The following is a 19,814-nucleotide window of genomic DNA, read 5'->3' on the forward strand; positions in this document are numbered from 1 at the left end:
ACGAAAAACAAGGTTTTAAAGGGAAGACCTCTGAAATTATATTTTTCACTTCCTAAACGTGATCATAGCTACATAAAGTGTGACTAAGAGCCTCTGCTTCACGCAGATAACTGTCATCGCCCCATAGCTGATGAGCAAGTAAATACCACAGCATTGCCATCATTTGGCTTCTTGGTAACCAGGCTTCTACTCCGTCAAGCCAAGATTGGGGATCATGGATACCTCTTAGCTGACAGTACTTATTAACAGCTTCTATAACTGGTAATCGGGCAACAGCAATAGTCAGCGTAAGATCAAGCCTTGGGTCTGCTAGCGCTGCGTATTCCCAGTCAATGATCTTAATCCCATCTTGATTCTTCACAAGGTTATAGCCACCGAGATCAAAATGACACAAAGACAGGCCTACACTTGGGATACTTGGAGCCACGCGCCACTCTTGATAAATCTTGGTGCAGGTTTCAGTCTTATGAACCGCATCAAGCTGAAGCCAGTAGTGGTCAACTCGAGCCGTATAGCTGAACGGTTGGAGCGGCAGTCGCGCAGTATTAACCAAATGCACTGAGATCAGCGTCTTCAGTAAATCATCCTGCTCGAGTCCTTCGTACAACGTCTCACCCGCGATCCATTCAACCAGTAAGCCTTGCTCATTGACCACTATCGGACTTGGTCCGATATCTAGACGCTCAATAGCAGACAGTACTTGATACTCTTCATGGCGAGAGATGAAGAACGCTTTGGTGATGGGGGTAATTGGACGCCAAACATACGCGGTGCCATCGGCTAAAACCAATTTCCAACATCGATTAGTCAACCCACCTGTCAGTGTCTGTGCTCTGATTGGAGGCTCAGAAAAGTAGCCATCAAGAGAACTCAAACTGGTATCAAGAAGCTTTGCTTCAGACCAAGAAAAAATCGCCATATTTACTCCCTATAAACGTCTTAACTGCCCTATAAACGTCTTAATTTCCCTACAAAAAAGGCACTGACCAAAAGCCAGTGCCTCTTCATTAATACCAATCACAGCAAATAACATGTACTGCGTTGAGGCATGACTAAGCCAAGTAAACTTAATTAAAAGCCCAGCAAGCTCTTAGATTGTTGCTTACGGATTTCAGTCTCGTCAGCCCATTCAATCAAGCCAGACTCAAGATCCATTAGGCGCATGGTCATTTTGTAGTATACGTCTTCGTCGCTGCCCGCTTTCTTAACGATGCTTGATAGGTTGCCGTACAACATGTACTGAGCACCAACCATTTTACCAAATTGGATTGCTGAGCTTTGATTTACAAGCTCATCGTTATTTTGGAAATTCAATTGTTCACGAACAGACTCTACACGGTCCATATCAACGAAACGGAACTTACCAGAGTTCAGCATTTTAGTACTGATGGTATCAGTGATTGACTCAGTATCGATGTGCTCACTTGTTTTGTTCTTGATTCGCTCTACGAACACGATTGGACGTTGCTCACGAGTAATATAAGACACAGAACCAGACGCCATCATGCTATCGACCATTTCGCCCGCAATCGTTTGAAGGTCAGTTGAACCGAAATCGATTGTCGTGGTTTCTACTGATTGTGCATCACCGTAGCTTACCTTGTTTGAACAACCGCCTAAAATAACCGCTAAACCTAGTAGCGCAATGACACTCTTTTTCATTTTGTTTCCTTAACTAATCACTAAGCGGGGTTACCCACTCTCTTAAATTTTTGTATTTTCGAATCCTTAGACCCGTTCTATCTCGTCTTTGCTATAAAGCTTGGAACCACTCTAAATATGAGCGGTTCCAAACGAAAGTTTACTGCTCTCTGAACTGAACTCTGAACTGAGTCGCTTTCGGATTTACCGACACTTCCGACAACGAAATACTTTCAAAGCCACGAACAATTGCTTGCTTCCAAGGGCCTTGCTTTAGGTTGACCTCAAGACCAGCATCGTCGTACCAGTAAAAGCGATAAAGGATATGTTGATCGCCTTTATAGTTACTGTTTAAACGCACGATTCCTCGCGTATGACCGTCGACGAGGTCAGTTCGGATATCTTCAACCTGTAAGCGGCTACCCAATACCTTATCACCAAAGAAAACGTTCTGAGTTTGACTATCTACCCTTACGCCAGCTGTATTATCAGCACAACCAGCCAGAGCCATAACCGCTGCTAAGCTCACTAACCACTTTTTCATTACAGCCTCCCTAGCTGTTTATGCCACATTGTTGCATTGTTTCCTTGTCGAGAAATCCACACCAAAGTGGTCTGCCCTTCTCGAATATCAAAGTCATACGTTTTAGCGCCCGCTTCTAACGTATATTGACCACTGTTTGCTACAAACGTGCTGGTCTTTATTTCCGCAGGCAAAGATTGCCAGCTTCGAGTGTCTGGTTGTTCCGTGAATGCATTCCAGACATTGAACAAAATGTTACCGACATCGTTACCTTGAGTTGCTTCTTTACGGATGCGATCTTTCGCGACCACACGTAACGCTTGGCGAATAACAATGCTCGTCATACGTTCAGATAAATCATTCTGCGCCATCGCATTCACATCCGTAATCAAATGCTCAGACAACGGTTGCCCACTGATTCGTAGCGCAGAAAAACGTTCTACGTTTTGGCGCGGGTAATATGGCAGCGCCAGAGAATATATTGCGCCCTGATCGCGACTGTCATAAATAGGCAAATCTAATCGCCAACTGTCCATCGCTTGAACTGCACTTTGTTCTTGAAGCACAATTACTCGCCCTTCGCTTGCCCCTAACTTAGATGACTGTTTGTAGCGCTTTTTCAGTGTTGCTAAATCTTGTCGCATGCCTAAGCGAGCAGCTGTTGCCATGGTTCTATCGATGATTTCTTGGTTATCAGGCATGATGGCCAAAGCACGTCGATAGTCCACATAAGCGCTGTTCAGATCGTTAGATGCTTCGTAAAGCAGGCCAGACAAAAACATCAGATACGCATTTTGCACAGATTGCAGCTTTTTACCCGCATCAGGATAATTCGCAAGAATACTACCCACGTTGGCAGACAACCCTTGAGATTTTGCGTCGCTAGCAGCACTTTCTAACTCAGCTTCACGTTGTTTCTTGGCTTGTTCCTGAACTTGGTTAGCGCGACGCATTTCGATCACCGCACCTTCTAAGTCGTTTTTCTTTAAATAATTCAAACCAAGATATAAATGCAGAAAACCCAACTCATAGTCAGCAGGCACATACTCGGTAATATTGTCATTCACAGCCAACGCGCCGACACTGGTTGCACTGTCTGATACAGAGATCACCGCTTTACTTTGCTGATCTTTTACTGCCTGATCGGCCAGTTCGAGCGACGACTTACTCTCAGGATATTTTTGATCAAGTAGATTAATTCTACCTTTTTCAAAGTTATCAAGAATGTCACCTGCTACGTAATCTGGTAACTCTTGTTGAGCCGTTGAATAATCCCCAGACTTGACTGCTTGGTAAATTTCTTTGTTTTGCGCGCTGTAATGACTGAACAGGCTCCCTGCCGACATATTCGCACAACCCGCTGTCAACGCCGATAACAGGGCAATGGAAGCGAATCTAAACTGGTGCTTCACTTATCGTCTCCGTGCATGTTTAAAATGCCAACTTTGTTAAAAGGATCTTAAGCAAGTGGATACCTTGCTTTTTAGGCTCTACCTAATCGATGCCGATATTCAGACAACAGATAAAAATAAAAGTTGGCATACAAACAACAAATTTTCCAACTCGCTGTTTATGTTAATTAACCATTAACTTGTATTAACGAGATCATTAACTGTTTCGTTAGCTTATTAGCCTTTTAATTAACTCATTAAAAGCGGGCCAAGCGGGCGGCCACCAACCAAATGCATGTGAATATGGTAAACCTCTTGGCCACCGTGAGAATTGCAATTCACAATAAGACGATAGCCGTCTTCTGCAATGCCTTCTTCTTTTGCTAACTTACGAGCAACAGTAAACATACGTCCCATCATTGCTTCATCTTCCGCTTCAACATCATTCGTTGTTGGAATCAGCTTGTTAGGAATAATTAGAATATGACTAGGAGCACGAGGGTTAATATCGCGAAATGCGGTTACTAAATCGTCTTGGTATAGTAGATCTGCTGGGATTTCTTTATTGATGATCTTACTAAAAATGGTTTCTTCAGCCATGTGTCTCTCCGATAAAACATTTATTTTTTAATGCTTTGAGTATGCGCTATGCCGCATCAAACCACAATAAACCTGCTTTAAAGCATAATAAAAAACACCGTTCAAATCAAAAAAAAACACGCCTTACCTCTCAAGAACGGCATATTGGCTAGGACAAAGGACTATTTTTGACGTGTGCGTCATAAAATGCGTAAGCCGAGCTCAATAGAATCCTGATAATTTTGTTAGTTTTGTTTTGACCTGGTATTAGGTCCACATTTATTTAGGGAGAAAGTCATGAAGGGATCTGTGATCAAGCGTATGTACGCTGGTTTCGCACTGATCATCATCATGTTCGCAGTCACGATAACCATCATGATGAGCAGCATGAATCAGATACATAGCAATTTTGAGAGCGTCTCAAAAGTCTCATTGCCGCTGGTTGCGCTTTCAAACCAAACAAGTGTCCAATTACTTTCCGCTGACAAGTCATTTAAAGACTTCTTAACCACACAAAATTCTGAGCGTATGTCTGCAATGCGTACAGAGTTTGCTGCATCACAAAACGCTTTTTCTGAAGTTCTAGGTAGCCTAGAAACAGCAAGCCAAGACAATACCTCGCTCACTGAGCGCATCACGCAATTAAGAGCGATGGAAGAACGTTACTTCACCGAAGCAGATGAAGCGATGAACAATTATATCGCTATGTTTGAGGCGCAAGAGCAAGTACAAAAAGCATCACGTGATTTCCAACGCTTACATTCAGAATTGACCGTTGGCATGAAAGAGTACGTTGCCGACCAAAAAAGCATCTCTGTAAAAGTGATGGCAAAGAGCTACTTTATTAAACTACAAGACGCCGAGGTGATTACCTCTGATGCACTAGCAAGTTCTGATGTTGCCTTCGTACAAAAAGCCGTCAACCAAAACAAAAAGGCCGTTACCCACCTAAACTACGCGTACCGTGGCTTAGCGACACAATTGCCTGCGATAAAAAATGTTTTCGATGAATCGGTTAAAAACTTCACCAAAGACGTGGGACAAAAAGGCGGTGTTTTAGATAAACATAATAACTATCTGAAAGCGAAAGAAGCCTTGTACATCAACATTGCTAATCTAGCCGTTGAAGTCGACCAAGCAATGGCGGTACTGGATTCTTTCAACGTCACAGCGGAAGAGCAACTCAACTCATCATTAGCAGATGCGAGCAGCATCTACGACAACGGTCTATTCAAAGCGATTGCAATTGGCATTGTTGTCACCGTATTCGCTGCAGCAATTGGTTACCACATTGCACATAGTGTAAGAGAGCCACTAACGCGTATCCTCGGTACATTAGAAGGCCTGACTGAAGGAGATATGACTCAGCGTATCGATATTCGATACGACAACGAATTCAGCCGAGTAAGCCGTCACATCAATACCTTAGCCGACAACCTGCACAATATTCTGGTGAAACTGAATGACGCTTCAGATGACCTAACCAATACTGCAAGCGTAAACCAAAAAACCTCTTCTGAGACACAGGCTCAATTGAACAGCCAGCGTGAACAAACAGCAACTGTCGCAACGGCAATGACACAAATGTCTCACTCTGTACAAGAAGTAGCAAACAGCGCGCAAAGCTCGTTAACTATGGTTCAACAAGTAGAATCGGCTTCTGAATCAGGTCGTCAGGTCATGAACACCAACATCAGTACCATTAATCAACTTGAGGTGCGCCTGACTGAATCCGTGGGTGCTGTAGGCGAGCTACAACAAATGAGTAGCCAGATTGGCTCTATCCTCGATGTTATTCGTGGTATTGCAGATCAAACCAACCTACTTGCACTCAACGCAGCAATCGAAGCCGCGCGCGCAGGTGAACAAGGCCGTGGATTTGCTGTAGTTGCAGATGAAGTCCGAGTACTGGCACAAAAGACAACTCAATCGACGTCTGAAATTGAGACCATGATCAGTAACCTACAATCAAGTTCTAAAACAGCAAGCAATGTGATTGAAAGCTGCATGAGCGATATGGATATGTCGGTTCAACAAGCTTCAAGTGCTAATAGTGCTATGGAAGAAATTCAGGCATTGATTCTAGAAATCAGTCGAATGAGTACGCACATTTCTCAAGCCGCGGCTGAGCAGAGTGAAACTTCGGGTGATATCGCGCGTAACATTGAAGACATCAACCAGATTGCTGATAAGAGTTATCAAGCGATGTCATCAATTGCAGAGGCAAGCCAAAACCTAACAATTCTGGCAAACCAGCAAGGCGATTTAGTTCATCAATTCAAGCTATAAGTAAACGAAGAACCAATAGATATTCACCTGAAATGTTGGGATATCTCACCCAATAGTGATAACTAATTGAACAAGGGCAACTTTTATCAAGGGTTGCCCTTGTTTTTTATGAGCTTTGTCATTATATGATTATAAAGGCTTGCTGCTTCCCGTTTTTCTTTCACCTTTATGAGCGAGCCGCTATTAAGGAATTTATATGGCTGTTCATGTTGGCATTATCGATCAAGACCCCATTCGGTTGATCACCCCACTACTCGACAACCGAACGATCAGCACTCACATCGTGTTCATCGGTGACAAAAATCAAATCAGTATCTATCAACGCTTAGACAGCGTTTTGCAGAAGCGTGATATTACGAGTGAATTTTTCGAGATTCCAACTATCGTAAACACCTCTGCAATTAAAGAATCGATCCAAAACCTTGCAGAAGACTTAAAAGCTCGGGGACAAGAAGTGAAGCTCAACGCAAGTTGTGGCCTTCGTCACCGCCTACTGTCTGTCTACGAAGTATTTCGTACTTACCACTGGCCAATCTTTGTTGTTGAACCAAACAGTGACAAACTGTGCTGGCTTTACCCGAATGGTAAAGAAGACGCACAAGTTCAAGACCGCATCACTATCGATGACTACTTAACGGTATTCGGTGCTCGTGGTGAATTCAGCGATGTACAACTGTCTCCGCAACTTGACCAAAAACTTTATGAACTGGGTGAGCGTTGGGCAAGTAACGCATTAGAATTAGGCCCAGGCCTTGCTACATTGAACTACCTTGCAACGACCTGCCGTAAAGAACAGAGACTTGATGTGGGTTTGTCTGAGAAGCAACAAGGTTATCGCGAGCTGAACATGCTGTTGAGCGATTTGGTTGAAGCTAAGATTGCCACTTATGACAATGGTATTTTGACGTTTGCCAATGAAGACGCGCGACGCTTCTCAAACGGCGAATGGCTTGAGACATTGGTTCATAGCACCGTTAAGCAGATCCAAGATGACATGCCGACCATTCAAGATCGCTCTTTGAATGTTCAGGTTTATCGTCAGCTCGGTGAGCGCGAAGTTCGTAATGAGCTTGATGTTGCTTCTGTAGTGAACAATAAGCTGCACATCATCGAGTGTAAGACCAAAGGTATGCGAGATGATGGCGATGATACCTTGTACAAGCTGGAATCGCTCAGAGACCTGCTAGGTGGCCTACAGGCCCGTGCAATGTTGGTGAGCTTCCGCCCTCTTCGTCATAATGACATCACACGAGCAGAAGATCTTGGCCTAGCATTGATTGGCCCTGACGAATTAAAAGATCTTAAAACACATCTCGCGGCATGGTTTACCGCTGCCGGTGGTGATGAAGATTTAGAGTGCTAATTTAAGAAACTCGAACATATCGAATTCTCAAAAAACAAAAAGGCGAATGACCACTTAAGTCACTCGCCTTTTTTGTACCCGTAACGATTATGCCAATCGTAGTAAATGACTTATATCCACTACCCCGCCCGTATTAACAAGGTCTAAACTTTACAGCATCTAGATGTTCACAAGGTTTAGAGCTCACAAGGTCTACGTTTGCAAAGTCTAAAGCTCGCAAGGTAAAAAGCTCAAAGGACTTGTAAACAAGCAAAAAAATGGCCACATCATTCGATGTGGCCATTTTCAAAATTTGAAGTCGTTTTAAGACTTAAAGCACTTGAAAACTTAAAGCATTTTACGAGCAGCTTCTACAACCACTTTGATTGAGCGCGCTTCCGTTACTTTTAGTGTCTCGTGATCAGGTATCTCTTTTTGAGTACGGTTGATGATCACACCAGCAACACAACCTGCTTTCAAACCAGAACTTGCACACATTGTTAGTAGCGTTGCAGATTCCATTTCGAAGTTAAGAACACCCATGTCTTGCCATTCTTGCATAGAACCTTGGAAACGCTTAACCACGCGACCAGAGAACGTGTCGTAGCGCTCTTGACCTGGGTAGAAAGTGTCACTTGAAGCGGTTACGCCCATGTGAACTGCTGCGCCTGATTCTTCAACTGCTGCTTTCATTGCTGTAGCAACTTCGAAATCAGCAACTGCTGGGAACTCCATAGGAGCGAAGTGCAGGCTAGCGCCGTCTAGACGAACAGAACCCGTAGAAACAATCATGTCACCCACGTTTACGTGAGGTTGGATCGCACCAGTAGTCCCAACACGTAGGAAAGTACGAACACCAAGCTGAGCAAGCTCTTCAACTGCGATAGAAGTAGATGGGCCGCCGATACCTGTTGAACATACAACAACTGGCTTACCGTCTAGCTCTGCGCGGTAAAGCGTGTATTCACGGTGACTCGCAAGAAATACGGGATTCTCCATCTCTTCTGCAATTTTTTGCACACGAGCAGGATCACCAGGAATGATCGCAAGAGTAGCACCGTTAAGATCTGCTTCAGTAACACCTAAGTGGAAAACAGCTTGAGACATAGTTCGCTCCTTTTGGCTTATTGGGCTTTTTACCCTTATTTAAGCTCATAGTAAATTCGTGGGGTACGAACACACTCTAACCAAGCTCATAATGAAATGAAGTGACGAACATCACACCAATGATCGCAACAATATTTCAGGTTTCACGAAAAACCGATTGGCATCACAAAAATAAGCAATCCGAACGGCTGCGTTGCATACTAATGAGACAAAAAACGCCTTTAACGTATGACCGCTAAAGGCGCTTTTATGCGAGATGCTTCTTATATAAGACGCTTTTAAAATTAAGAGTGTCTATGTCTGAGAGCTGAACTTAATCCGCTTTAGACTTGAATCGAAGCAGGCGCAGTGCGTTGAGTGTCACCAGAGCTGTCGCGCCACTATCTGCAAGAACGGCAACCCAAAGCCCGGTAATACCAAGCAAACTGGTCACCAAGAACACACCTTTCAAACCGAGCGCTAGTGCTACGTTTTGACGAATGTTATTCATAGTCGCTTGCGACAATTCAATCATCGCGGGCAGCTCAGTTAAACGGTTGTGAGTCAGTGCTGAATCTGCCGTTTCAAGCGCAACATCAGTACCACCACCCATAGCAATACCGACATTCGCCGTTTTCATTGCTGGCGCATCGTTGATGCCATCACCGACCATAGCAACATGTGACTGTTGAGATAACTCTTCAACATAAGACACCTTGTCACTTGGAAGCAGGCTCGCTTTATATTGCATACCAATTTTGCTGCTGATCGCTGCTGCGCTTCGTGGGTTATCCCCTGTGAGCATGATTGATTGAATACCCAAGTCATTAAGTCGTTCAATCGCAAGCTTAGCGTCACTACGTAACGTATCTTGCCAAGCAATCAAACCAATCACAGTCGTAGCTTGTTCTGTTGACTCTTCTAGATCTTTAAGCTCAAGAGCAACCACAACCGTCTTGCCCTCGCCTTCTAATGCTTCTACCTGAGAAACCACATCGGGTCCAAGAGCGAACGTGACTTTAGACGGTGATAAAACCTGATACTTAACACCATCGACATCGCCTTCAACACCGCTACCAATGAGCGCTTTCTTGTTGTGTGACTCAGGGATCTCAACATTCAGCTCTTTAACTTTAGCGACAAGCGATTGCGCCAAAGGATGAGTCGAACCAACTTCAATCGCCCCAACTACACGAAGCATCACGTCTTGTTTCCAACCTGATAGAGGTTGAATATCCGTAACCTGAGGCTTACCTTCAGTCAGCGTACCTGTCTTATCAAAGGCAATCGTTTGAATTTTCCCTAACTGCTCGAGTGCCGCGCCGCCTTTAATTAATGCGCCACGTTTCGCTGCGGCTGCTAAACCAGAAGTAATTGCAGCAGGTGTCGAGATAACCAACGCACACGGACAAGCAATCAACAATAGAGCTAGACCTCGGTAAACCCAGGTTTCCCAAGGCTGCGCGAACAGCAATGGTGGGGTGATGATGACCAACAGAGCCACCAACATCATTAGTGGTGTGTACCAGCGGCTAAACTTATCGAGGAAACGTTCAAGCGGTGCTTTACGAGATTCTGCTTCTTCAATCAAGTGAAGAATACGGTCAATCGCGTTCTCACCCTGTTTTGACGTGATGGTGATACGAACGACTTTATCGACCACCACAGCACCAGCCATAATGCTGTTGCCTTCGATATGTTCGACAGGAACAGACTCACCCGTTAGCGCACTTTCATCAAAGCTCGCAGCGTCGGTAATAAGTTGACCATCAGCAGGTAAACGAGAACCCGCCGCCACTTCAATCACGTCACCAGGAGCAAGTTCACTTACTGCAACGTCAACACGTTCGCCGTTGATAATCTTGGTGGCATTTTCTGGCACCAATGCCATTAAGGCTTGAACACCACTTCTTGCTCTTGATGAAGCAAATGCCTCTAGACGCTCACCAATCAAAAACAGTAACAGAACCATCGCAGCTTCAGCTGTTTCGCCAAGGTATAAAGCACCGAGCGCGGCAACACTCATTAAGGTTTCGATTGCAAACGGCGTACCTGAACGTGCCAATTGAACTGCTTTCTTGGCCACTGGATACAAACCAAGCAAACAGGTTACGGTAAACAAACCTTCACTTAGTTGAGGAGAAGTACTTTTCAACAGTGCTGCGAAGAGCATTGCGGCTGCAATCGCTATAATTTGTAAATTAGGTTGGATATGAGCTTGCCAAAAAGTCTCGGGGTGCTGTTTTTCTTTTTTAGAACCAACTTCCGAAAGAGGGAAGCCCGTTTTGATAGAGACCTGTTCAATGGTGTCGGCAAGACTTTCATTGTCGAATTTCACAACTAGCTTTTCGGTGGCAAAGAGAACTTTGGCTTGAATAACACCTTCAATGTTACTAACAGCTTTCTCTATTTTTTTAGCACAAGCTGGGCAGTCCATTCCTGAGACCAACCAACTTTTAGAAAATTGGGCATTTAAAGTTTGAGTAGAGGACTGACTGTCTTCTTCTCCACTGTCTGAACCACAACAATCATCTCCTGACGATGAAGACGCAGTAGCAGAAGAGCTGCAACATGAAGATGAAGTACCTGCTGCGGTAATGCTTGAAATTTTAGGGCTAGAGCAACTTGCTCCAGTCGCTTGTGGTTGAACGTCCACTTTTGTTGAGCGGCACGCTGCGTGTTTTGCGCACATAATGTATCTCCTTAATACTCAAAAGCCTTGAGGTTATTGCTCACTCATGAGCAACAGAACCTTAAGTACAACAAAAGTATAAACCTTGGAGACTACTCCAAGGTCAAGAACAAATTGTCCAAAACCAAGAAGAAATTTACAAACCAACTAATCTATATTGGAGTGTCGCTGTTATTGCGACTTGAGCTCTTTACACTCTTCTCTGTTCGCCGATACATCATCAATAAGAACTGCATCATGTGAACAGAATGGTTGTGTATTCAAGCTGACTATCGACACATCGTCTTCTACAGGATCAACTTGGGAACCTTGCATAAGCTCGGCAATATGATAGCGAAGCACTAGGGTACCGAGTATTCCGAACAAAACATTGCCCAAGGCTTGCCCATACAGCACACCCAATGCGCCATACCATTGCGAGCCTAAGTAAACGAACGGCAATGTACCGAGAGTGGCTTTACCCAGATTCAGTGCTGTCGAGTAAAGCGGTTTACCTAAGTTATTAAAAGACGTGTTGGCAACAAACAGTGCGCCGTTGAAGGTGAAGGTCAACGCTACATAGGTACAGAATGCGGCAACAATAATTGCTGCATCACCTTGTAGACTAAAGCCTTGGATCACATAGTCTTGGACAAAGTATAAGAGAATACAAACGGCGATGGTGTACGCCGTAGTAACCAACAATGAGTTGTTGAGTGTTTCTTTTACTCTATCCATTCGTTCTGCACCAAAGTTTTGCCCAATGATAGGGCCCACAGCGCCAGACAAAGCAAAGATAACCGCAAAACAAACCGGCGTCAGACGACCTATCACAGCAAAGCCCGCGACAAAATCCTCTCCGTATTGTGCAATCCCCGTCGTTACAATCGCATTACCGATAGGCGTTGCGGTATTGGTGATAATAGCAGGCAGCGCAATAGCCAATATTGGTCGAATATTAATGCGCCATTGTACAAGAGAAGGGGGAGCCACCAGTTGGTGACTGCGAATCAAAGGGTAAAGCGAGAAAAAGAGCACCGAAAAACGAGCAAAGACAGAAGCGATAGCCGCCCCTTCGATGTTCCAACCAAAACCAAAAATAAACAAAGGGTCGAGAATCGCGTTAACAATACCGCCCGACAAGGTCGCCCACATCGAACGTTTGGCATCACCTGCAGCTCTCAAGCCTGCACCCGCAGCCATCGCTAGCGCTAGAAATGGCCCGCTTGGCAATAAGATTTGCAGGTAAGCTTGCGCCCGCTCTGCGGCAACCCCCTTTGCACCAATCGCAGCAAGTAGCTCTGGGATATAGGCGAACATCACCGCAGTAATCGTCAAACTGATGACAAAAGCAGTCAGCATAATACTAGTAGCGAGGTTTCGAGCGTGTTCTTGATTCTTTGAACCAATAGCTTTGGAAACCAACGCACCCATAGCAATAGAAGTACCGATCGAAACGGAGGTAGAGAAAAATGTCAGTGTGCCTGCAAAACCAACAGCCGCGGCCAATTCGACTTGTCCCAACATACTGATGAACAACATATCGAGTAAATCGACCACGAATAACGCCATCAAACCAACAGAGCCAGCCCCCGACATCACCAATATGTGGCGCATCGTTGAACCTTCTACAAACTTCGCAGTTTGATTTGACATGAAACCTCCAAAAGTTGGAACACCACAAAATAAAGCTCTATAAGCTAGTCAGCCACAAACTAGGGATCTACAAAAAAGATCCACCAAGAAAAGCTCTACAAAGAAAAAAGGCGCTAGTGCGCCTTTTCAATTGAGGGTATTGAGAAAAATAATCGTTCTTAACACACCACTATACATGATGTTTAAAACTATACCTGATGTTTAAAGCATTCATCTAAGTTCTTGCCGATTGCTCTCAAAACATCGGTTCGAGTAATCATACCCACTAGCTTTTTGTTATCGAGTACCGGATAAGCTTTGGGTTTTCCAACTTGCATCATATCTGCCAATTCAATAATGGATAACTCAGGTGATACCGAGAGAACTTCTTGGTACATACAATCACCTACAATATGCGTGTCTTGGCAGAAATAGCTCACCTTCACTAACTTCTCGAGTAAATCTTGTTCAGAAAGGAAACCAATCACTTGTTCATTATCATCAATGACTGGACCACCCATATGATGGCTGCGCATTACTCTGTCTAACGCGAGACTTAACGGCATGTCAGGAGTGAATGTCACAACCTGCGGCGTCATGTAATCTTTCACTTTAATAGAATGCATTGCGTTCTCCCTAAAATACGTTTTGTTATCGATTTTTCTATCGTGTTACCTTAATTGTTGTCTAAAATCTTGATTTTACTAAATGGATTTCAACAATTTTATTGATAGGCAAAACCTACCAAAGCAAAAAACGAGGTAACAAAAGGCTTGCACGCATGCCTATGAAGCAAAAATTTAAACACCGCTTACAAACTCTTACCTTTGATTCCTCCCATAAGCTAGCCTGAATACATAAATACTGTAACCTTCATCACACTAATAATAAAAAGCTCAGCTTAGGTAATTTATGCAACACAACAACATGTACGCGTATGTTTATGCAGACAACGAAGGTACAGAGAACACACTTATCGCTACTGTCGACAACCAAGAAAAGCCCCTAATCTCAAGCTGTTTTAATGAGATAAAGCGCATGTCTAACTTAGCTATTGATCTTGCAGCAGAACACAACTTGAAAGTGAAACTGGTTAAATACGGAAGAGAACAAGAGATCGACTTCGACCTATTCCTAAAATAGCGCAGTCATAACGCATTTCTTGTTCGGCAAGCTTAAGCTGCATGGTCAACAGCACAGAACACCGTTGAATAACATGTTATGAGTAGGCAATCACCTTGACAATGATTGCCTACTTAATTCAACAGCGAATACCTACCACGGTAAATATACGAAAAAGGCCAGCATTCGCTGACCTTCTCATTCACGATTTCAATCGCTATACGTTATTTGCTAGCTCTTAACGACTGGCTAGTAGCTACTAACGAGTGCAATAGGCTTCCCACAAACGCGCTGCCTTTGAGTAAGCTTCAGCCTTATCGTGCGTTTCTGCGAATAAAATTGCCGTCATACTATCCACAACACTATTCGCCATCAGCTCCATCTCATCTTCCGGTGTACCCAGTACACATTCAGAAGGTAGAGGCAGCTCAGCATTCATCGTGCCTTCCCAGTAGAAAGATTCCACCTTTTCAGGAGAACTCATCCAGACAGTTTGGCTTACCTTGGGGTTGTATTCTGATTCGCCATTCATGCCTTTAAATGAAATCACCGAGTGGGATTTATTGCCAATCACATGCTCAACTTCTGCATGAAGCTGTGGGAATCCAGGGTGAAAGCTGCCACGCAAGCCTAAACGTCCACCACCAGGGTTCAATGCACGAACAACGGTATTAATCGGAGTTCTCAGTCCATAACGATGTTTCCAACCAATCATAGTTTGAGCTTGTGGGGCGAAGTTCGCCAAAGGCAAGTAAGCAATACCATCGGCTTCTAGAATCTGCTTTGCGTCTTGCGGATCTTGCGCGCTGCGAACGCCGACACATTCTAAATGCGTTTCGGCATGCGTACGACCACTGGGTTTGTCCATGTAGCCATGCATCAATACTTTATAGCCGTTGTCAGCTAGAATTTTTGCTGCCAACAGGTTCCAAGGCTTTCCACTGGCGTTATCGTTACGCTTACCTGCATAACACGGCCAATCGATATCAGCACCTAAGTCTGGCACTCGAGATTGAAACGCTTTTACAAAGCCTGCGATTTCTTCATTGGTTTCATTCTGCACACGAATCAACATCAGTAGCATAGCCATTTGGTCGTCACCGACCTCTCCGCTTAAATACTCATCCATGATGCGGTAGGCTTGTTCGAACGACAAAGGCTTACGACCTCTTTCCCCTCGTCCAACTGTACGAATACACTCTAAAATACTACTCATTGATTGTTTATTCTCTTCCGTTGATATCAATAAAATTCGAATACGTTTTCGATTCTATGACACCCGCAGTTCATTGCAAAGCGATTCAGGTGCTAGCGTGCTAATTACCAATACACTGATTGGTATTCTAAAAGTAAACTTACTGGTGTAAAATTAGAGTATGCAATGCTAACCGCGACATATTGAGTAATATCCAGATGACGGTAAAAAAAACACTAAGCCAAAGAAAACGCGAATCTATCGTGGCCGCTGCCATCGCAGAGTTTACCGAGCATGGCTATAAAGCCACCAGCATGGATAAAATATCGAGCCGCGCGGAAGTATCAAAGCGCACGGTTTACAATCACTTTGCGAGTAAAGAACTGCTACTGGATGAGATTTTAGACAGCATTTGGAGCAAAACACTCGCAGCGACTCAGTTCCCCTATCAAGCCGAACAACCGCTAGATGAACAACTTACCTCTATAGCCAACCAAGAACTTGAGCTTCTCGAGTCTGAAGGTTTCATCGACTTATCTCGCGTACTGTTCTCTGAATATTTTCATAACGCAGAACTCGCGCATCAAGCGATGGAAAAATATTCTCAAGCAGAAAGCGGCCTGACGACTTGGATCAAAGCGGCATTGGCTGATGGGCGTTTGGTTGAACTCGACCCATTGTTTGCATCCACTCAGTTTATCGCCCTGCTGAAATCTTTTGCATTTTGGCCACAGATCATTGGTCATGCGCCCTCTCCTGATAAGCAGCACAAGCAAATAATCATTAATTCCAGCGTCGAGATGTTCCTTAAACAGTACCAAGCGTAATAAAAGTTGAGCTCTGCTAAGTTTTGTTGGGTTTAATTAGAGATGCACAAACGAGTGATGTATCATGCGCTCGTTCTACGCTTTCCTGTTTAGCGGTTGCAGAATGTGATTCATACCAACCTTAATTCGGACACAAAGACCAATATTCCATGCCAAAGTTGATAAGCAAAATTTGGGTACATGCTTTTATGCTATTCGCTATGTTAGTGGCCACCGTCAGTGTGGACAGTATCGCGAACGCCAATGCTATGCAGGTAACTCAAAATCAATCAACCTTATCGCTGAACACCGATTCCTCATTCGACACCAGTGACTCATTCCCATATTCCAGCGCGCAACCCAATGTAGAACACCACTGCTGTGGCTCTGTATGCTTGCTTAAAATGCCACCGTTGATTGTGTCAGAGTCTTTTGATACCCAAATTGGTTCATTGGCTTTGATCGAGAAAGAGCCTTCACACAAGGCAATCATGTCGCCACAAGCTCCTTATCGCCCTCCTATTTCTTAATTGTTTGTCCCTGTTTGGCAACGCTTGCCAACGTATTACTAATACAGCTCTATCGCTGTAAACAATGACATCCAAATTTAGGAAATAACACATGAAAAAGCTATTTAGCCTATTCGCAGCTCTGATCATGAGCGCCTCAATTAATGCCGCTCAGTTTGAAGAAGGTACTCACTACAAGATCCTCGACGTAGCGAAAGCAGATAAGCCAGTCGTTACCGAATTCTTCTCGTTTTACTGCCCTCATTGCTACAAATTTGAAGGCGTCATTGAGTTCCTTAAACAAGATCTACCAGAATCAGCAAGCTTTCAAAAAGTGCACGTAGCGTTTATGGGCAACGACATGGCTGTGCCTATGGCAAAAGCTTACGCGACCATGATTGCACTCGACGCTGAAGACAATATGGTTCCAGCAATGTTCGCCAAAATTCACGAGAAGCAACAGACTCCAAGAAACGAAGCGGAACTGCGCCAGATCTTCATTGATAACGGTATCGATGCGAAGAAGTTTGATGCGGCCTACAACGGTTTCGCAGTTAACTCAATGCAGAAGCGTTTTGATAAGCAGTTTGATGCGAGCACATTAACTGGCGTTCCAGGCGTATTAGTTAACAACAAATACATCGTAAAACCGGATCAAATCAAGAGCTACGAAGAGTACAACCAACTGGTGAATTACCTTCTAACGCTTTAATCAAAAGCAATAATCTTTAAAACCTCCAAAGCCAGCGACCTGTTCGCTGGCTTTCTTGTCTATACGAATGAAGTGAACGCGCGATGGCACGCTCGAAGATCATTCAGATCGCCCTTGAATACACGTCAGAATCACTGTTCACTGGCATCCGTCGTTATTTCTCATATACTGCACCCTATTACGTCATCCACTACTCTGTAGTACTCAAAATATTAGTACTCGAACATTGGGCACCTTTATGATTATTCTGACCACTAACTTTGGCGACATCGAAATTGAACTTAACCTTGAGAAAGCGCCAGTAAGTTCAAAAAACTTCCTTAAATACTGCCAAGAAGGCTTCTATGAAGGCACCACATTTCACCGTGTGATTGAGGGTTTCATGATTCAAGGTGGTGGACACACTATCGACATGACAGAGAAGCCAACACACGCACCTATCGTCAATGAAGCAAATCGTGGACTAAAGAACGTGATTGGCTCAGTGGCAATGGCTCGTACAGACGCACCACACTCAGCAACGGCGCAGTTCTTTATCAACCTTGACGACAATGATTTCCTTGACCATACCGCGACCAGCAACGCAGGTTGGGGTTACGCAGTGTTTGGCAAAGTATCGGCAGGCATGGACGTGGTCAACAAGATTGCGCTTGCACCAACCACTACTCGCTGGGGACACGAAGATGTACCTTGCGAAGATATTGTGATTACCAAGGTCACGATTCGCGATTAATTCAAAATTAGCAGTCAATTCGCTTTTTTATCAAATAACGAAGCAATGTTGGTGCTAATTGCATCGGTATTAGTTACGATGACAATAGTTGTAATGTCATCGTAAGAATTAGGTACTGACGGATGTCACAAGAATTTGATAGGCAAAATAGCTTTGGTTGGATGATCAACGTGATCGCCAATAAAGCGAGCAAAGATTTCGACACAGAATTGAAAGAACATGGCTTAACCATTGCGCTCTGGCCAACCTTGATGTGCCTATGGGAAGAGGAAGGTATTACTCAGCGTGATATCGCGGCAAAGTCCAAAGTCGAGAATTCAACGACGACTCGCACACTAGACAAGCTAGAAAAGCTTGAGCTGGTTGAACGCAGAGCCGATCCAAACAGTCGTCGTTCTTTCAGAATCTACTTAACGGAAAAAGGGAAAGCACTCGAAGAACAGTTGATTCCAATCCCTACTCGTTTAAACAAAGAACTGATGAATGAGTTGGACGCTGAAGAACAACAGCAGATGATCAAGCTACTTCAAAAGATGGTCGCAGCAATCTGATCTTACTGTGACCGGAGCTTACTGCTAGTACATGCTTAATGAGCTATAAACATGCGCTAACAACCAACGAGCACTCGGCCTTGCGCCGAGTGTTTTATTTTCGTCTCGACCATTTGATATAACAAAATAACGAACCAATAATTACCGCTCCGCCTAGTAGCTTTTGCATCTCAACCGTTTCTCCCAACACGCTGACACTCAATAACAATGTCCACACCGGCTCAAGAATCATGATCAATGCCGCCACTTCCATGTTCACGGAGTGCTGACCGACAGTTTGCAATAAGTAACGGATCGATGTCGCGACAACCGCTGAGACGATAAACCAGAATATTAAGGTTTGAGTTATTTCAAACTCTGGTTGAGTGGTCATCGAAGCAAACGCTAACCCACTAACACCCACCACAAAAAGCTGAACGCAAATTGAAGCTATAGGTTTGATATTAGTAATCACTCGCTTATTCATGACAAAGTGAACCGAAAGCAACATCGATGCTAATAGGAAATAGAGCTGACTCTGCTCAACGTGCCAACCGTTAGTTAGGGTCAGTAGCAACATACCGATAATCGCAATTGGAAATGACATCCAGAAGGCACGATTAGGCTTAACTCGAAATATAATCCAAGAGACAAACGGCGCGATGATCATAGCTAAGCTCATGATAAACGCTCCTTCCGACAAACTTTCCGTCATCGATACTGCATACACCCAGACTTGCAATGAAGCAGACAGCAACAAGCCAACGCCGCAAAGAGAAAGTACCTGCTTAAGCGGAAGCTTACGAATGTGATGAATACAAAATGGCAAAAGAATCAAACTCGCGACGAAGAATCGCACACCAATGAACACTGGACCAGGCATTTCTAACACCACCAGCTTAGATGCAATCCATCCAATCCCAGCTAACAAGGTAGCAAATAGGAGATAAAGCTCTCCGCGCATCGCTTTCATCATCTTACTTGGTCCAATAACAAAAAAAGCAACCCGACTCTGCAAGGTTGCTTTTTATAAACATTCAACAGGATCGA

Annotated in this window: 19 protein-coding genes and 1 pseudogene; 9 read left to right on the plus strand and 11 right to left on the minus strand. The window is 44.1% G+C overall.

Translation table 11 applies throughout. From position 1 onward, the window contains the following. Positions 1-52: 52 nt before the first annotated feature. The 5 genes from AB4513_RS05770 to hinT form a co-directional block, all read right to left on the minus strand. Complete coding sequence (locus AB4513_RS05770; protein ID WP_009847156.1) at positions 53-919, minus strand: phosphotransferase; 867 nt, start codon at positions 917-919, stop codon at positions 53-55. 152 nt (positions 920-1,071) lie between these two features. After that, complete coding sequence (gene lpoB / locus AB4513_RS05775) at positions 1,072-1,662, minus strand: penicillin-binding protein activator LpoB (RefSeq protein ID WP_009847157.1); 591 nt, start codon at positions 1,660-1,662, stop codon at positions 1,072-1,074. 139 nt (positions 1,663-1,801) lie between these two features. Beyond that, a complete protein-coding gene (locus AB4513_RS05780; RefSeq protein WP_009847158.1) occupies positions 1,802-2,185 on the minus strand; it encodes a YcfL family protein in 384 nt (127 codons plus the stop codon). Continuing rightward, complete coding sequence (locus tag AB4513_RS05785; protein ID WP_009847159.1) at positions 2,185-3,576, minus strand: COG3014 family protein; 1,392 nt, start codon at positions 3,574-3,576, stop codon at positions 2,185-2,187. The genes AB4513_RS05780 and AB4513_RS05785 overlap by 1 nt, the downstream gene beginning before the upstream one ends. 228 nt (positions 3,577-3,804) lie before the next feature. Continuing rightward, the gene (gene hinT, locus AB4513_RS05790) at positions 3,805-4,155 is read right to left on the minus strand and encodes a purine nucleoside phosphoramidase (RefSeq protein WP_009847160.1); all 351 of its coding nucleotides are present in this window, start codon (positions 4,153-4,155) and stop codon (positions 3,805-3,807) included. Positions 4,156-4,431: 276 nt separating this feature from the next. On the opposite strand from hinT, the gene AB4513_RS05795 reads away from it, so the two are divergent. Together AB4513_RS05795 and AB4513_RS05800 are read left to right on the plus strand one after the other, a co-directional pair. Beyond that, positions 4,432-6,423, plus strand: coding sequence for a methyl-accepting chemotaxis protein (locus tag AB4513_RS05795; protein WP_009847161.1), 1,992 nt, complete (start codon positions 4,432-4,434; stop codon positions 6,421-6,423). A 196-nt stretch (positions 6,424-6,619) separates the two neighbouring features. Continuing rightward, complete coding sequence (locus tag AB4513_RS05800; RefSeq protein ID WP_009847162.1) at positions 6,620-7,786, plus strand: DUF1887 family protein; 1,167 nt, start codon at positions 6,620-6,622, stop codon at positions 7,784-7,786. Positions 7,787-8,113: 327 nt separating this feature from the next. Here the strand turns inward: AB4513_RS05800 and udp are convergent, their stop codons facing one another. The 4 genes from udp to AB4513_RS05820 all read right to left on the minus strand — a co-directional run bounded on the left by udp (position 8,114) and on the right by AB4513_RS05820 (position 13,783). Beyond that, entirely contained in the window at positions 8,114-8,872 is a 759-nt protein-coding gene (gene udp / locus AB4513_RS05805; RefSeq protein ID WP_009847163.1) for a uridine phosphorylase, read from the minus strand. Positions 8,873-9,185: 313 nt separating this feature from the next. Then, entirely contained in the window at positions 9,186-11,543 is a 2,358-nt protein-coding gene (locus tag AB4513_RS05810) for a zinc/cadmium/mercury/lead-transporting ATPase (protein WP_009847164.1), read from the minus strand. Between the two features lie 171 nt (positions 11,544-11,714). Further along, a complete protein-coding gene (locus tag AB4513_RS05815) occupies positions 11,715-13,178 on the minus strand; it encodes an MATE family efflux transporter (protein ID WP_009847165.1) in 1,464 nt (487 codons plus the stop codon). A 188-nt stretch (positions 13,179-13,366) separates the two neighbouring features. Next, positions 13,367-13,783 (minus strand): CBS domain-containing protein, encoded by a 417-nt coding sequence (locus AB4513_RS05820; protein WP_009847166.1) that lies wholly within the window; start codon positions 13,781-13,783, stop codon positions 13,367-13,369. Positions 13,784-14,069: 286 nt separating this feature from the next. Between AB4513_RS05820 and AB4513_RS05825 the strand changes: the two genes are divergently transcribed. Further along, positions 14,070-14,300: a hypothetical protein gene (locus AB4513_RS05825; RefSeq protein ID WP_009847167.1), complete on the plus strand. Its 231-nt coding sequence runs from the start codon at positions 14,070-14,072 to the stop codon at positions 14,298-14,300. Positions 14,301-14,538: 238 nt separating this feature from the next. On the opposite strand, the gene AB4513_RS05830 is transcribed toward AB4513_RS05825, so the two are convergent. After that, on the minus strand, positions 14,539-15,525 hold the full coding sequence (locus AB4513_RS05830; RefSeq protein WP_017096890.1) for a glycosyl transferase family protein: 987 nt from the start codon (positions 15,523-15,525) through the stop codon (positions 14,539-14,541). A 167-nt stretch (positions 15,526-15,692) separates the two neighbouring features. On the opposite strand from AB4513_RS05830, the gene AB4513_RS05835 reads away from it, so the two are divergent. The 6 genes and pseudogenes from AB4513_RS05835 (at position 15,693) to AB4513_RS05860 (ending at position 18,785) form a co-directional block, all read left to right on the plus strand. After that, positions 15,693-16,301 carry a TetR/AcrR family transcriptional regulator gene (locus tag AB4513_RS05835; protein WP_009847169.1) on the plus strand — a complete coding sequence of 203 codons (609 nt, stop codon included), beginning with the start codon at positions 15,693-15,695 and terminating at the stop codon, positions 16,299-16,301. Positions 16,302-16,450: 149 nt separating this feature from the next. Beyond that, the gene (locus AB4513_RS05840; protein WP_102257824.1) at positions 16,451-16,810 is read left to right on the plus strand and encodes a hypothetical protein; all 360 of its coding nucleotides are present in this window, start codon (positions 16,451-16,453) and stop codon (positions 16,808-16,810) included. Between the two features lie 91 nt (positions 16,811-16,901). Further along, positions 16,902-17,501: a thiol:disulfide interchange protein DsbA/DsbL gene (locus tag AB4513_RS05845; RefSeq protein WP_009847171.1), complete on the plus strand. Its 600-nt coding sequence runs from the start codon at positions 16,902-16,904 to the stop codon at positions 17,499-17,501. Positions 17,502-17,739: 238 nt separating this feature from the next. Next, entirely contained in the window at positions 17,740-18,234 is a 495-nt protein-coding gene (locus tag AB4513_RS05850) for a peptidylprolyl isomerase (RefSeq protein WP_012604419.1), read from the plus strand. Continuing rightward, a pseudogene (locus tag AB4513_RS05855) lies at positions 18,235-18,339 on the plus strand (hydrogenase); the annotation flags it as partial. A 17-nt stretch (positions 18,340-18,356) separates the two neighbouring features. Next, entirely contained in the window at positions 18,357-18,785 is a 429-nt protein-coding gene (locus AB4513_RS05860; RefSeq protein WP_017101603.1) for a MarR family winged helix-turn-helix transcriptional regulator, read from the plus strand. Positions 18,786-18,879: 94 nt separating this feature from the next. Here the strand turns inward: AB4513_RS05860 and AB4513_RS05865 are convergent, their stop codons facing one another. Beyond that, positions 18,880-19,740 (minus strand): DMT family transporter, encoded by an 861-nt coding sequence (locus tag AB4513_RS05865; protein ID WP_102257823.1) that lies wholly within the window; start codon positions 19,738-19,740, stop codon positions 18,880-18,882. Positions 19,741-19,814 lie beyond the last annotated feature (74 nt).

The organism is Vibrio sp. 10N.222.54.E6 (assembly GCF_041473955.1).
In the GTDB taxonomy this organism is placed as follows: Bacteria; Pseudomonadota; Gammaproteobacteria; order Enterobacterales; family Vibrionaceae; genus Vibrio; species Vibrio tasmaniensis_A.

Bases quoted from the DNA above. Each gene is read 5' to 3' on its own strand.
- AB4513_RS05840 (WP_102257824.1), top strand. From the start codon at position 16,451: ATGCCAAAGTTGATAAGCAAAATTTGGGTACATGCTTTTATGCTATTC.
- AB4513_RS05825 (WP_009847167.1), top strand. From the start codon at position 14,070: ATGCAACACAACAACATGTACGCGTATGTTTATGCAGACAACGAAGGT.
- AB4513_RS05780 (WP_009847158.1), bottom strand. From the start codon at position 2,185: ATGAAAAAGTGGTTAGTGAGCTTAGCAGCGGTTATGGCTCTGGCTGGT.
- lpoB (WP_009847157.1), bottom strand. From the start codon at position 1,662: ATGAAAAAGAGTGTCATTGCGCTACTAGGTTTAGCGGTTATTTTAGGC.
- AB4513_RS05810 (WP_009847164.1), bottom strand. From the start codon at position 11,543: ATGTGCGCAAAACACGCAGCGTGCCGCTCAACAAAAGTGGACGTTCAA.
- AB4513_RS05800 (WP_009847162.1), top strand. From the start codon at position 6,620: ATGGCTGTTCATGTTGGCATTATCGATCAAGACCCCATTCGGTTGATC.
- AB4513_RS05845 (WP_009847171.1), top strand. From the start codon at position 16,902: ATGAAAAAGCTATTTAGCCTATTCGCAGCTCTGATCATGAGCGCCTCA.
- AB4513_RS05795 (WP_009847161.1), top strand. From the start codon at position 4,432: ATGAAGGGATCTGTGATCAAGCGTATGTACGCTGGTTTCGCACTGATC.
- AB4513_RS05835 (WP_009847169.1), top strand. From the start codon at position 15,693: ATGACGGTAAAAAAAACACTAAGCCAAAGAAAACGCGAATCTATCGTG.
- AB4513_RS05770 (WP_009847156.1), bottom strand. From the start codon at position 919: ATGGCGATTTTTTCTTGGTCTGAAGCAAAGCTTCTTGATACCAGTTTG.
- hinT (WP_009847160.1), bottom strand. From the start codon at position 4,155: ATGGCTGAAGAAACCATTTTTAGTAAGATCATCAATAAAGAAATCCCA.
- AB4513_RS05850 (WP_012604419.1), top strand. From the start codon at position 17,740: ATGATTATTCTGACCACTAACTTTGGCGACATCGAAATTGAACTTAAC.
- udp (WP_009847163.1), bottom strand. From the start codon at position 8,872: ATGTCTCAAGCTGTTTTCCACTTAGGTGTTACTGAAGCAGATCTTAAC.
- AB4513_RS05815 (WP_009847165.1), bottom strand. From the start codon at position 13,178: ATGTCAAATCAAACTGCGAAGTTTGTAGAAGGTTCAACGATGCGCCAC.
- AB4513_RS05865 (WP_102257823.1), bottom strand. From the start codon at position 19,740: ATGATGAAAGCGATGCGCGGAGAGCTTTATCTCCTATTTGCTACCTTG.
- AB4513_RS05860 (WP_017101603.1), top strand. From the start codon at position 18,357: ATGTCACAAGAATTTGATAGGCAAAATAGCTTTGGTTGGATGATCAAC.
- AB4513_RS05820 (WP_009847166.1), bottom strand. From the start codon at position 13,783: ATGCATTCTATTAAAGTGAAAGATTACATGACGCCGCAGGTTGTGACA.